At 54.4% G+C, this 13025-nt stretch carries 13 protein-coding genes and 2 pseudogenes; 4 read left to right on the top strand and 11 right to left on the bottom strand.

Features of this window, described 5'->3' with window-relative positions; translation table 11 throughout:
- Window positions 1–3: 3 nt before the first annotated feature.
- The 7 genes from ACR0BF_RS15760 to ACR0BF_RS15730 form a co-directional block, all read right to left on the bottom strand.
- The gene (locus ACR0BF_RS15760; protein ID WP_480474664.1) at window positions 4–348 is read right to left on the bottom strand and encodes a cupin domain-containing protein; all 345 of its coding nucleotides are present in this window, start codon (window positions 346–348) and stop codon (window positions 4–6) included.
- Window positions 345–710: a cupin domain-containing protein gene (locus tag ACR0BF_RS15755; RefSeq protein ID WP_480625281.1), complete on the bottom strand. Its 366-nt coding sequence runs from the start codon at window positions 708–710 to the stop codon at window positions 345–347. The genes ACR0BF_RS15760 and ACR0BF_RS15755 overlap by 4 nt, the downstream gene beginning before the upstream one ends.
- Complete coding sequence (locus tag ACR0BF_RS15750; RefSeq protein ID WP_480474660.1) at window positions 707–1993, bottom strand: glycosyltransferase; 1287 nt, start codon at window positions 1991–1993, stop codon at window positions 707–709. Before ACR0BF_RS15750 ends, ACR0BF_RS15755 begins: the two co-directional genes overlap by 4 nt.
- A 24-nt stretch (window positions 1994–2017) precedes the next feature.
- Complete coding sequence (locus ACR0BF_RS15745; RefSeq protein ID WP_480625280.1) at window positions 2018–3031, bottom strand: ABC transporter ATP-binding protein; 1014 nt, start codon at window positions 3029–3031, stop codon at window positions 2018–2020.
- Between the two features lie 44 nt (window positions 3032–3075).
- Window positions 3076–3858, bottom strand: coding sequence for an ABC transporter permease (locus tag ACR0BF_RS15740; RefSeq protein ID WP_480520132.1), 783 nt, complete (start codon window positions 3856–3858; stop codon window positions 3076–3078).
- Window positions 3858–4712, bottom strand: coding sequence for an ABC transporter permease (locus ACR0BF_RS15735; RefSeq protein WP_480606428.1), 855 nt, complete (start codon window positions 4710–4712; stop codon window positions 3858–3860). The genes ACR0BF_RS15740 and ACR0BF_RS15735 overlap by 1 nt, the downstream gene beginning before the upstream one ends.
- A 78-nt stretch (window positions 4713–4790) precedes the next feature.
- On the bottom strand, window positions 4791–5861 hold the full coding sequence (locus ACR0BF_RS15730) for a polyamine ABC transporter substrate-binding protein (RefSeq protein WP_480606425.1): 1071 nt from the start codon (window positions 5859–5861) through the stop codon (window positions 4791–4793).
- A gap of 178 nt (window positions 5862–6039) precedes the next feature.
- Between ACR0BF_RS15730 and ACR0BF_RS15725 the strand changes: the two genes are divergently transcribed.
- The 4 genes and pseudogenes from ACR0BF_RS15725 to ACR0BF_RS15710 all read left to right on the top strand — a co-directional run bounded on the left by ACR0BF_RS15725 (window position 6040) and on the right by ACR0BF_RS15710 (window position 9924).
- Entirely contained in the window at window positions 6040–6963 is a 924-nt protein-coding gene (locus ACR0BF_RS15725) for a GntR family transcriptional regulator (RefSeq protein ID WP_480474650.1), read from the top strand.
- A 7-nt stretch (window positions 6964–6970) separates the two neighbouring features.
- The gene (locus tag ACR0BF_RS15720) at window positions 6971–8260 is read left to right on the top strand and encodes a nucleotide disphospho-sugar-binding domain-containing protein (protein ID WP_480474648.1); all 1290 of its coding nucleotides are present in this window, start codon (window positions 6971–6973) and stop codon (window positions 8258–8260) included.
- A 178-nt stretch (window positions 8261–8438) separates the two neighbouring features.
- Window positions 8439–8600 (top strand): annotated as a pseudogene (locus ACR0BF_RS15715) (transposase); the annotation flags it as partial.
- Between the two features lie 52 nt (window positions 8601–8652).
- Window positions 8653–9924: pseudogene (locus ACR0BF_RS15710) on the top strand (IS3 family transposase).
- Between the two features lie 143 nt (window positions 9925–10067).
- On the opposite strand, the gene ACR0BF_RS15705 reads toward ACR0BF_RS15710, so the two are convergent.
- From ACR0BF_RS15705 to ACR0BF_RS15690, 4 genes are all read right to left on the bottom strand, one after another.
- Window positions 10068–10523 (bottom strand): hypothetical protein, encoded by a 456-nt coding sequence (locus ACR0BF_RS15705; RefSeq protein ID WP_480520140.1) that lies wholly within the window; start codon window positions 10521–10523, stop codon window positions 10068–10070.
- Window positions 10524–10637: 114 nt separating this feature from the next.
- Window positions 10638–11045, bottom strand: coding sequence for a universal stress protein (locus tag ACR0BF_RS15700; protein ID WP_209508050.1), 408 nt, complete (start codon window positions 11043–11045; stop codon window positions 10638–10640).
- A gap of 57 nt (window positions 11046–11102) precedes the next feature.
- Complete coding sequence (locus ACR0BF_RS15695) at window positions 11103–11552, bottom strand: phasin family protein (RefSeq protein WP_480625279.1); 450 nt, start codon at window positions 11550–11552, stop codon at window positions 11103–11105.
- A gap of 155 nt (window positions 11553–11707) precedes the next feature.
- Window positions 11708–12465 (bottom strand): IS5 family transposase gene (locus ACR0BF_RS15690; protein WP_480625278.1). Its coding sequence is split into 2 segments (ribosomal slippage): window positions 11708–12141 and window positions 12141–12465, totalling 759 coding nucleotides; the frame shifts between segments, so codons are not numbered across the junction.
- Window positions 12466–13025: the final 560 nt, after the last annotated feature.

Genomic DNA, 13025 nt, shown 5'->3' with positions numbered 1-13025 from the left:
CCGTTAGCGGATCATGTACACTTTCTTGACCGTCTCGTGGACAGTGCATACGCCTTTCCAGTCCTGCGGAAAAAAGGCCGCCGTATCGGGCGTAATCTCAATTACCTCTCCGTTTTCATGGACATAGGTACAGCGGCCTTCCAGAAAGTGGCAGAACTCGTCCTTGGTGACGTGACATTCCCACTTACCGGGAGTGCAGACCCAAAGGCCGCATTCGGACCGGCCGTCAGGCCCCTTGTGGATCAGCTTTCCCGACGTGCGGGATTGCCCTTCAATCATCGTCGGGATTACCCCCCAATCGACAAGGTCAGTCTGCTGGAGCGGGTTTTGCATACTTGGCGTGGTCATGATTCAGGTTCGCGATCCGTTAGGTAGTAAGTGTTGCGCAATGTTTCCACGACCGTGCATTCCCCTACCCAACCGGCGGGGAATAGTACGGCCGTTCCGGGCGTAACTTCGATGCTTTCGCCTGCATCCGACTGATACACCGCGCGGCCCTGCACAAAATAGCAAAACTCGTCACGCGGGATCGTTAGGCGCCAACGGCCTGGAGTACAGACCCATGCGCCGATCTCCGGCCGATTGTCCGGGCCTTTGTGAACCAGCAAGCCCGATGAATGCGACTGGCCTTCAATCATGTCCGGCTGTAATCCCCAGTCCGTAAGGTCGGTGCGGGTCGAGATTTCGGAAAGATGCGGGGCGCTGCTCATTCCGCAGCTTTCAGGATGTCGTCGAGAATGCCAGCTGCCTTGGTCGGGCCATGCCGTGACTGCATGTGAGCAGAGGTTGCCGCCATCTTCGCCTGCATTCCTGGATCGTTGATACATTTGTCGAGGGCAAAAGCCAATTCATCATCGGTCCAGTCGTATCGGTGAAACCCGAACCCGTGGCCTGTTTCCTGAACACGAGTGGCGTTATCGTGGCCGTCCCAGACATAGGGCATGATGATTGCTGCTTTGCCAAAATACAGGCACTCGGTGAACGAGTTGTTACCGCCATGATGTATCACCGCGTCAACCTGCGGAATTACTGAAGGCTGGGGATACCAGCTCTGTATGTGCACGTTGTCGGGAATGTCTGTGTATTCGTCCATGTAATCCCCGACATTTACGAGCGCCCGGTAGGGCAACTTGGAAATGGTCGAAATGATCCTCTTTAGCAGGTCGGTGTCACCTGCGCCAAGCGACCCGAAAGATACATAGAGAAGTGGTTTGTCATTGTTGGACTTAAACGTTGGCACCTCAAAGGGTTCTTCTTCGCGTACGCAACCTTCGAGATACTGGAATCTGTTCGGGTCCAGTGGGTTCTGCCTTTCGTACTTTGCCGGCTCGGGATAAAGCAGAAGGTTCATTGTGGGCGACGCTTCGAAAAACTCTCCGATCGGATAGGCGTCTTCGTTGCATCTGGCCAGGAACGCATTGTAGTCGTCGTGGATCGGCTTGATCACCTCGTGGAACTTTGCCTCATAGGCCTCCATGCCCTCGCGGTCATCCACCCGGCAGCCCGATAAGTGCGGCGGCACAATCGGGTCTGGGATTTCGTTTTCGGAACATGAGATGATCCGCACCCACGGTACGCCGAACTGCTTGATGGCTGGGAACATAATGACATTATCCACGCAGATCATATCTGGTTTGATTTTTGCCAGTACCTCGGGCAGATCTTTTTGCGCCCATTTCGCGCTGTCGACGATCGCCTCCCAGCAATCCTTTACGTAGTTATCGATCTGGTCAATCGGGCTTTTGCGAAAATTTGGGATGTGACCGTTGATGAAATCTTCCCAAAACTTTGCCATCGCCTCGGGTTCCATCGGCTCGGACAGGGCAACAGGATGCGCCTCAAACCCATAACCTTCATATACCTCGACAAAGCCGGGATCGCTTAGAAATACGGCCTTATGGCCCAGTTTCTCGCAGGCCTGCGCGATGCCAACCGAATTCAGCGCAGGGCCAAAGGCAGCTTCGGGGAAGAAGGCGATGGTTTTCTGTGACATTGTAGGTCTCCGGTTAGATTTGGCTTAGCAGTTGGGCAGGATGCGGGAATGTTTGGCGTCCCATACGCAGTGGACATCCTGACCCGGCTGGATACTTTCACGGTCGGCTTGGCTGGCGGGCACTCGGGCGGAAAGGATGCTCCTCCCGCCGCGAACGCGTACATACACACCCAGGTCTGACCCGTGATAGGCGACTTCTTCGACAATGCCGGGAAGGCAGTTGCGTCCATCTTGAGGGGCGGTCTGCATCAGGTTGACCCGTTCCGGGCGCACAGCAATTGTGGCAGCACCGCGCAGCTCGGAAACACCCCTCAGCATTCCCGCCCCGTCGACATCGACACCGCCGTCGACGGCGTTTCCGTCCAGAAAGTTCATCACGCCGATAAAATCTGCAACAAAGCGCGATCCGGGTTGTTCGTAGAGCTCGTGAGGAGTACCGACCTGCGCTAGCTTACCGTCATGCAAGACAGCGATCCGGTCGGCCATGACCAAGGCCTCTTCCTGGTCATGGGTCACAATCAGAAATGTAATCCCTACCTCGTGCTGCAACCGTTTGAGCTCCAGCTGCATCTCTTCTCGCAGTTTCTTGTCCAGAGCTGAAAGGGGCTCATCCAGCAACAGGACCTTTGGCCTTTTGATCAGCGCGCGCGCCAAAGCAACCCGCTGTCGCTGCCCACCGGAAAGCTGATCCGGCTTGCGCCCTGCGAAGCCCGAAAGTTTCGCACTTTCGAGAACCTCGGCCACTCGCGTTGCGATTTCGTCCTTGGGCAATTTCTCCATTTCTAACCCATAGGCGATGTTTTTTTCGACGCTCATGTGCGGAAACAAGGCATAGGACTGGAACATCAGGTTCAGGGGCCGCCTGCTGGGGCGTATATTTGTCACGTCCTGCCCGGCAACGATTACCTGTCCTTCCTGTGGTGTTTCGAACCCGGCCAGCGTCCGCAACAGTGTGGTCTTGCCGCAACCCGATGGGCCCAGAAGTGCAAAAAATTCGTTGTCGCGAATATCCAGCGAAACGTTGTCGATCGCAGTCACCAAACCGTATCTCTTGGTTATATTCCTGAGTTGAATCGCTTGGTTCATCGGCTGAAAACCTCTTTGTCGGCACGCTGCGCGAAGAAGACCAGCGTGAACGATACAAACATGACGATGGTAGCCATCGCGTTGATTTCCGGCGTGACGCCAAATCGGATCATTGCGTAGATCTGCATCGGCAACGTGGTCGAGGATTGCCCGGCACCGGCGGTGAAAAAGGCAATAATGAATTCGTCCACAGACAGGGTGAAAGACAGCAGCGCCCCAGCAATAACCCCCGGCGCGATGGCGGGCAGCAGAATGCGACGAAAGGTGGTGAATTCGCTGGCCCCAAGGTCGGCACTGGCCTCAAGTATCGAATGGTCGAAATTGCGCATCCGCGTTCGCACCACGGCGACAACGAACGCAATGTTGAACACGACATGGCTCAGAATGATCGAATGAAGCCCGAGCGTCATGTTGAGCAGAGTGAAAAAGGACAACAGCGCGATGGCCAAAACTATGTCCGGGATGATCATCGGCGCGAACAGAACCGCGTCTAGAACTGAAGAATTACGCCGTGTTTCGACACCGACCGCCAAAAGCGTGCCGATTAATGTCGCCAGAACGGTCGAGATTAAGGCCACGATTAGCGTGTTGCGCGCCGCCGACAGTATTGGATCCGCGGCAAACAACTTGCCGTACCATTCCAACGAAAACCCGGTCCATACAGTTGGAAGTCCGGCCCGGTTAAAGCTTAGCGCCATGAGCACAAGGATCGGCACATAGAGAAAGGTATAAAACAATACCAGGTGCAGCTTCAGGCCCATGTTGGATCGGCCCCGCATCAGTCCTGCCCTCTCTGTCCCGCTGCGCGATTGGCCAATACCGCCTGTGCGAACAAAAGCCCCATCATAATCGCAATCAGGAACATCGACAGCGTTGCTCCGAACGGCCAGTCGCGGGCGCTCAGGAACTGGTCATAGATCAGGTTTCCAACCATCTGAAGTCGCCCGCCACCAAGCAAATCGGGCGTTATGAAATTACCGATCGACAGCACAAAAACAAAAACACCACCTGCCGCGATGCCGGGAACGGTCTGTGGCAGTATCACCCGGTAGAAAGTGATCCAAGCGGGCGCTCCAAGATCTTCCGAGGCTTCTATGGTTTCGACATTTATGCGGTTCAGCGATGAATAGATCGCCAGAACCACAAAGGGGGTGTAGTTGTAGACAAGTCCAACGATCACCGCGAAATTGTTATAAAGCAGAGACAGCGGCTCATCGATCAAGCCTGCCCCCTGGAGAGTATTATTGATCAAGCCCTCGCGGTTCAGCATCACGATCCAGGCGTAAGTGCGGATTAGGTAGTTGGACCAGAACGGCAGGATCACCAAGATCAGCAAACCGGTCTGCCAACGCCGCGGCGCCAGCGTGATGGCATAGGCCGCCGGATAGGCGATGAGGATCGCGATTATGGTGGCCAGAAATGCAATCTTGGCCGAGCGCAGGAAGATTCCGAGGTATAGTGGGTCGGCGGCCCGCACAAAATTTTCAAACGTAAAGACGTAGTCGATGCCGCCATAGATACCGCGTTCAAAGAACGCATAGGTAAAAATAAGACCACACGGCACCACCATAAGAAGCGCAAGCCAACCCAGGCCCGGCCCCAGCAAGATCACCGATTTCAGTCGATTGGTCATATACTTGGCAATCTGTGGAGTGATATCGTATCGGCCCGACCCTTTGTTCGGGTCGGGTTTTGCTCAGGGTTTGATCACTTATTGTGCGGCCATAATTTCGGTCACGGTACGTGCAAAGGGTTTCTGGCCATTGCCGAGATCGCGCAACTGCTCGTACTTGGTAAGGTCTGCAGGCGACATTCCCATGTTCGGGAAGGTTTCGATCAAGGACGGGTCCAGCGCCGCCATCGCAGCCTTGTTCGGCGTTTTGTAAAGGATATTACTGGCAACCCAGACACCGACATCCGCGCCCAAGACATAGTTCACAAAGGCATGCGCCGCGTCTTTGTTTTCAGATGCATCCGTGATGACTAGCGCATCTACCCACAGATCCGATCCTTCTGATGGGATCGTATACTTGATGTCTGCGTTCTCACCAATGCCGTAGTTACACCAGCCATCCCAGGCGTGAACCATCGTTGCCTCGCCCGATACCAACTTCAGATAAAAAGTTGCATCGTCGTAGGCCAGCAGATCCTGCTTCGCCGCAACCAGCAGGTCCTTTGCAGCCGCCAACGTCTCATCCGACGTATCGTTCAGCGACTTTCCGAGGGCTAGCGCGGCAGCTCCCATCAGCCAACGATCCGTCGAGAGCATTGTCACTTTGCCTTTCAGGTCGTCAGAGGGTTTGAGCAGATCATTCCACGAAGTCGGCTCTGCCATCAGGTCTGACCGGTAGCATAAGCCCGTCGTGCCCCAAGCGTATGGCATTGAATAGTTGTTGCCCGGATCATGAGCCAGTTCTTTAGCTTCGTCATACAAGTTGGACGCATTCGGAACCTTATCGTGGTCGATAGCAGCCACCAGCCCCAAGTTGTTTAATGCTTCGGCAAATGGCGACGAGACGAAAAGAACGTCATAGCCCTTGCCCCCACCGGCTACGACTTTGCCCATGATTTCTTCGTTGGTGCCATGCACCGAAAGCTCGGCCTCGATACCGGTTTCCTTGGTGAAATTCTCCAGCAGGTCCGGCGGCATGTAACCGTCCCAGTTCGAGATCACGATTTTTTCTGCTTGGGCCGCTCCGGCGAATACGCTGAGAGCGCAGACCGCCCCGGCTGTGAGCCAAGCAAATGGCAAACGGAACGAATTGGTGAACTTGCTGGTCATGTCTTCCTCCCTTGACATCCGCGCTCGCTTCTGGGGCGAGATATGTGATGCAATCACGGTATTTTTTGATTAAATAAAACTCAACAATTTTTTGAATCATTTTTGTGTGGCCCGATGAAGACATTTAAAGTACCGTTTTTATTGTATATTAATTAAGAATGACGAAAGCCGCCTTGTTATGTCGCCAAGCAAACACTTGAAACTTGCTCAAAAAATACTGGACGTTGCGATGGATCTCGACTTGCATCAGGGCGACAGGCTGGTGGAAAAAACCCTCGCTGATTCGTGCAGCGTCTCTCGCACTCCAGTTAGATCCGCATTGAGGCTACTGGAAAAAGAGGGGATGGCACGCAAAGCGGCAGAAGGTGGGTTTGTCCTAGAATGCGAACCCGAAAAGGGGCATTCGATACTCAACCAGCATTCGGTTGGAGCAGGTGCCGATCTCGCTGGTGACATCCTACGAGATCGCGGAGCCCGACGCCTGGACGGCGCCATCAATGTCACAGACCTGATCCGGCGATATTCAGTTTCCCGCAGCGCTGCACAGCGTGCGCTCGAAGCTCTCCTAGCCCAAGGCGTGATTCAGAAAGCCGAAGGCCAATCCTGGGTGTTCACTCGCATGCCCGGAGACCGTTCAGGACGGATTGAGAGCTACGAATTTCGTCTAATACTGGAACCGCAGGCCATTCTGTCCGACGGTTTCAAGTTGGACACCAAGCGCGCCGATCTGGTCCGCACCCAAACCGAAGCGCTTCTGGCGCAGTCGGAAAACTCCTTCAACAGCCAGGAATTCCAAGACGCGGATCTTGCCTTTCACAAGCTTATCGCTCGTTCGTCCGGCAACCAGTATCTAGCTTCTGCTCTCATTGCCCATCATGGGTTGCGCCACCTGCCAGGCGGATCGTTCGGTATGATCGACTTTCGGATGAGGCAGGCGCTTGAGGAACATCTGCGCATACTTGATTTCATCGAGCAGGGTCATTTCGATCTTGCGGCGGATCAGATGAGGGTTCATTTGCGGCTTTCAATGAACCAAAGACCCAGCGTCGCCAATCGTGGCGCGCCGGCGCTTGTCCAAGCGACCCGCGGGTCAATCCGATGAGTGAATGATGAACCGCGAGGAAGCACCTTTAATCGCTTTTTTCCCTGAAGCTAGTTTTGGGGCTGCACTGAATTGTGTGGGGATCGCTCAGGAGCTTCGCGCAATGGGCGCACTCCCCGTTTTCCTGACCCACGGTGGCTTTGGTGGCGTATTCGCAGATTACGGTTTTGACGAGTTCGCCGTCCCAGTTCAATCAAAGTTGACAGAAGAGGAAACCCAGACCTATTGGCAGGAATTCCTGAGTCATCACCTACCGCATTTTAGCATGCTCCCAACTGACCAACTGGCCACCTATGTAGAGCCCGTTTGGAGCGCAATCGTCGAGACTGCGGAATCGGTTGAGCAGGGGTTGGAAACGGCGCTAGAGCGGATCAACCCGGATGTCGTCGTTCTCGACAACGTCATCATGTTCCCAGCCATCGTACGATCCGAGCGCCCATGGGTCAGGGTCATTTCATGCGCGGAAACCGAGTTGCCAGACAACTGCCTACCGCCGTACCTGTCCGGCCTGCCGGCATCTGACGTGGCCGGGTGCGCGGCATTCCGGGACCAGTACCTGGAGACCCTTGGCCCAATTCATGCTCGCTACAACAAATTTCGCCAGGATCGGGGACTTGAGCTATTGCCTAATGGTGAGTTCCTAGAAACATCACCGCATCAAAACCTTCTTTTGGCGCCATCGATAATTCGCCACGATCGTGATCAGGCGCTGAGTCCTGGACAATTCACCTTCCTCGAAGGCTGCGTACGCCAAGAAGGTCCCTACCGTGTACCTCAGATGCCCCGTAACGACGGGCCTCTGGTGTATGTGAGTTTTGGTAGCCTGGGTGCTATGGATGTCACATTCTTTGAAAGCCTGTTCGACGTATTCAAGACAATGGACATGAGGTTTCTGGTCAATGTCGGGGCCCAGATCGATGCCTATTCCAGAGTACCAGACAATGTTCATCTGCAGGAATGGTTCCCGCAGCCTTCCGTGGTTGAACAATGCGATCTGTTTATTCACCACGGCGGTAACAACAGCTTTTGCGAAGCGCTGTATTTCGGGGCCCCGTCGCTGATCCTCCCCTATTGCTGGGACGGGCACGATAACGCCCAGCGAGCAGTTGAAACCAGTGTCGGACTCAGGTTAAATCGGTGGGATTGGACGCCGGAGCAGTTGGAGAATGCGATTAACCGACTACTTGGGGACGCGGAGCTAAAGGCCCGGCTGGCTGCGAACTCAGAGTTCATGCGGTTGAGAAAGTCGGTTCAGTTAGCTGCTCAGAAAATTCTGGATTGTGTAAAACCTAACTGAATCTAGTTTTGTCCCGTCGGTCATCCGTTTTGTAATTAAGGATGGAAGGGAACATCGCAACGAACTCGTAGTCACTGAACCTAAAGTGTCGGTTTTGGGCTTATTCTGGCGAAAAACTCTTCGTTGATTGACGCACAAGTCGCTGATTCAGTTTCCGTACTGAACGGGAGAATGAGCGATGAAGGGGCCAAGGCAGCAAACACAAGGGTCACAGTTCTACGAGTTCTCGATTGAGGATCATGTTCCGCAAGACCATATTCTTCGAGGTATAGACCGGTTCGTCGAACTGTCTGATATCCGTCGACACCTTGTTCTGTTCTATAATTCGACTGGCCGACCGTTGAACCGCTCCGAGTTTTCCGGAGGCTCCAAATCGAGGAAGGATTGGAGCCATGGAAAGAGACAACAGAGCGAACCACTATTCACCTGAGACACGCGCAAGGGCCGTGCGGATGGTGCTCGACAATCAAGGCAGCTATGAGAGTCAGGCGGCAGCGATCAAGGCGATTGCGCCGAAGATCGGCTGTGGCCGGGACACATTGCGGCGTTGGGTTCAGCAGGAGGAAACTGACCTTGGCCGCCGGGATGGTGTGACGTCGGAAGAGCGGACCAGGATCAAGGAACTGGAACGCGAAGTGCGGGAGCTGCGTCAGGCCAATGAGATCCTAAAAAAGGCCAGCGCGTATCTTGCTCAGGCGGAGCTCGACCGCCCACTGAAACGATGATCGGGTATATCCACTGCCCGGCTAGGCATTGCGGGACGCAATGTCCCGAGAGGGGGCGATCACCGGGCCGAGTATTGGGTCGAGCCGATCTGCCGGGTTTTGCCGATCGCCCCTTCGACCTTCTACGACCATCTGGCCGTTGTCCGTGATCCGGATCGTGCATCTGACCGCGCCAAACGGGATGCCGTCCTGCGGCGCGAAGTGCACAGGGTGTGGGATCAGAACTTCAAGGTCTACGGGGTGCGCAAGGTCTGGCATAAGATGCGCCGCGAAAGCTTCGATGTGGAACGCTGCACGGTGGAACGGCTGATGCGACAGTTGGGCATACAGGGCGTTGTTCGCGGCAAGGCCCAGAAAACAACGCGGCCGGGCAAGGCACTGCCATGCCCGCGCGGCAAGGTGAACCGGCAATTCCGGGCACCGGCCCCAAACACGCTCCGGGTCAGTGACTTCACCTATGTCTCGACCTGGCAGGGATTTGTCTATGTGGCCTTCGTGATCAACACCTTCGCCAACCGGATCGTTGGCTGGCGAGCGTCACGTTCCCCGCAGACCCTGTTCGTGTTGGATGCCCTCGAACAGGCGCTCTATGAACGGCGACTAGGTGACGATCTCATCCATCACAGCGACCTGGGCAGCCAATATGTGTCGATCCGCTATACCGAGCGGCTGGCCGAGGCCGGGATAGAGCCCTCGGTCGGTAGCGCCGGCGACAGTTACGACAATGCTCTGGCCGAGACGATCATCGGCCTGTTCAAAGCCGAGGTCATCCACCGGTTAGGGCTGTGGAAAACCGCCGATGCTGTCGAATGGGGAACCCTCAAATGAGTCGACTGGTTCAACAACCGCCGCCTGCTGCAACCCATCGGAAACATCTCGCCAGTAGAAGCCGAGGAGACATTCTATGAACAGTGCAATGAGTCCGATAAAGCCGCCTGAAACAGAGTAATCGGTCTCCGGGAAAACCGAGGCGGTTCAGCCCTTTTGAACCGTCTGGAAACGCACAAGTAACGACTTCAATAAAATTATGACCCATAAATCGACGTAACTTGCAGGTAGTTCCAGAGACTGCATCGCTTGCGTCACTGTCCGAACTGCGGATCGTAGCCCCCATAGACTTGGCGCCCGGCGCTATGAAAGTCTTCCTGAAATTGGCAATCGCGGCCGCGAACTTTCAATATAGCTGTTGCAGCCAATGAATTTTTAAGTTCGCTATCTTTAAAAAGGACGCGAGCGATGTCGGGCAAAAACTCTTCCCCGCGAGGGCAAGCCAAGGCAAATTTCGAAACGAAATCGCCGAAGAATTTGCGTAATCTCTCTGGGCTAGTTTCATTTGTCTCGCAGGCTGCATTGATCAATGCATCTTCAAGAGCCTGCTCAAATGCAACGTATGCCTTCGAAACGCCATTCACATCGATCCACAGTGGGTGGTCTTTGCGTCTTGCGAAGTCAGCTGCACGCAAAAAGAGATCTTGAGTAGATGCTGTAGTGGAGGGATACGTTCCTCTAAGAGAAATCAGTTTCCGAAACTGTGACATTTCCCAACTCCATTTTTGGTTATCGATACAAAAATGGAGATGGCGTTTGGTTCGGGATGATAGGATGTAGCCTACGGTAGAATACAGTTATATGGTTGTGTCGCTAACCTTGGATCAACGAATTACGTGAACCGAACACCTTGCGTGATGCACGACTCTGTTCGCAGTGGAACCTAAGAATATGTCCTCAAAACCAGGCTTGTGCGAAACCAAGACGATGCAATCCGCGTCGCTCTCATTTGCGAAGTCTACAATAGCCCTACCCGCGTGCCCAGAGATGAGCCGAGCCTTCGCGCCTGGAATTTCAGAAGCAGTTTGATGCAGGTTTTCCAGGATTTCATGCCGCGTATTGGCAAGTACTTCGCTGGGAATCTGAGACCCTACATACGCCGGAATTGGCTCTTGGACGTGTATCACAGTGAATACAGCGTCCGCATCAGCCAATTGGCGCGCGGCTTCAAACGACGCTTGTGTGTCGTATTCTTGGTCCAGAGCAACCGGGATCAGGATATTCTTGTACATTTGACCTCCTATCTACTGCTCCAATGATTCCAGTTTGGTTCCTCGGCAGCAGGAAACCTACACAGGCTCAGACTTTGAAGATTTCCCCGCGCCGTTTGTAGCGGCTACAACATCATCAACTGTTTTCTCAACAGCTTCAACTTCGGTTTCAGCGACATAAGATGCACAACGGGACACGGTTTCGAACCATTCCTGAGCGTCAGCAACCAACCGCTCCGTCGAATGGCGCTGCCACTCCGCCATGCTCTGAAAGGCTTTAGAAGGATCGGACGGGTTCGCGGAAGACACATTGCGTGCAGCTTTTAGAGCCGTCCGGACCGCCTCATGACGCCGTTCGAACCAATGCTGCGCAAAGGCCTCGGTTTCTTCGAGCAATTTCTCTTGCGCGTCCCAAAATTGTTCGATCTGGGCACCGAAGGCCGGATTGCCAGAAATGGGCGGCTGCATTTGCTTGAAAACATCCAAAAGTGAGGTCGGGCTATTTGTGTTGGATTTCTTTGTCGGCATCGAAAATTCCTCCGCATTTTCTGAATGAGCTATTTTGCCACCTGCGGCGCGCTTTCGCCTTAATACAGATCAATATCCCTTATTTTTAGGACCTTCGGCTAAAGCTGCGACGGGACACTCGCAATCTCTCCGACATCGGTTCCTAGGGTCAGGATTCATAACCAGAAGATGACGACGGCTGCGAGCGCGATGGCCGAGAGGAAGACCTTGGGACACCTGTCGTAGCGGGTTGCCACGCGTCTCCAGTCTTTGAGCCTGCCGAACATGATCTCAATGCGGTTGCGCCGTTTGTATCCGCGCTTGTCGTATTTCACGATCTTCTTGCGCTGTTTTCGTCCAGGGATGCAGGCGCGTATCCCTTTGTCTTTCAACGCATCTCTGAACCAGCCGGCGTCGTAGCCTCGGTCTCCGAGCAGCCATTCGACCTTTGGCAAACCGCCCAGCAATGCCCGTGCGCCGATATAGTCACTGACCTGTCCGGCGGTGATGAAGAGGTCGAGCGGTCGTCCCTGGCTGTCGCAAATGGCGTGAAGCTTGGTGTTCATACCACCTTTGGTCCGGCCAATCAGGCGACCGCGCCCCCCTTTTTAGCGGCCATGCTGGTCGCTGTTCGATGTGCCTTCAGGTAGGTCGCGTCGATCATGACTGTCTTCTGTTCGCCGTGCTCGGCAGCTAGCCCCACCATCATCCGCGCGAATATGCCCTTTTCGCTCCAGCGCTTCCAACGGCTATAAAGCGTCTTGTGTGGACCATAGGCTTCAGGAGCGTCGCGCCACCTTAACCCATTGCGGTTGATGAAAATTATCCCGCTCAGAATCCGCCTGTCGTCGACCCTTGGCTTACCGTGCGACTTTGGAAAGTAGGGTTTCAGACACGCCATCTGTGCGTCGGTCAGCCAGAAAAGACTGCTCATGTCACCGCTCTGTTTTCGGAGCCGTGAATCACGCAGCACTCGGGAAATCAATGCATCCTGACCCTAGTAGGCGGAGTTGGAGTTAGAGTAGTCTAGACATGAACTTAACGCTTGGTTTTCTATGCACGTTGCCGGCTTTCTGATTACCCTTGGTGTCCTCTTCCTTGCCGGATTGGCGGCCGACCAGCTTGGCAGGGCCACGCATCTTCCTCGTGTTACAACCTTACTTTTCCTCGGTCTGATCGCAGGGAACGCCGGGATGGGGTTGATCCCACTCGACGTTGCCATTTGGTTCGACGAGGTATCCATTGTGGCCTTGACGATGGTCGCGTTTCTTCTTGGAGGATCTTTAACCCGAGAGAACTTGGTTCGGCATGGCCGTGCCATTCTGACGATTTCGATATCGATTGTAATTGCGACCTTTCTTATCGTGTCGGCTGGACTAACTGCGGTATTGCCAAGTTGTCTGGCATTTCGACGACGACTAAATGCAATGAATGAACATTCCATCCAGCATGCCGCGTCTGAAGGGCTTTCGCTACCCTCGTGAGGTCATTGCC

The organism is Ruegeria sp. AG7 (assembly GCF_056541545.1).
Note: the sequence above shows the minus strand (reverse complement) of the source record. Positions and strands in the feature narration are given on the sequence as shown.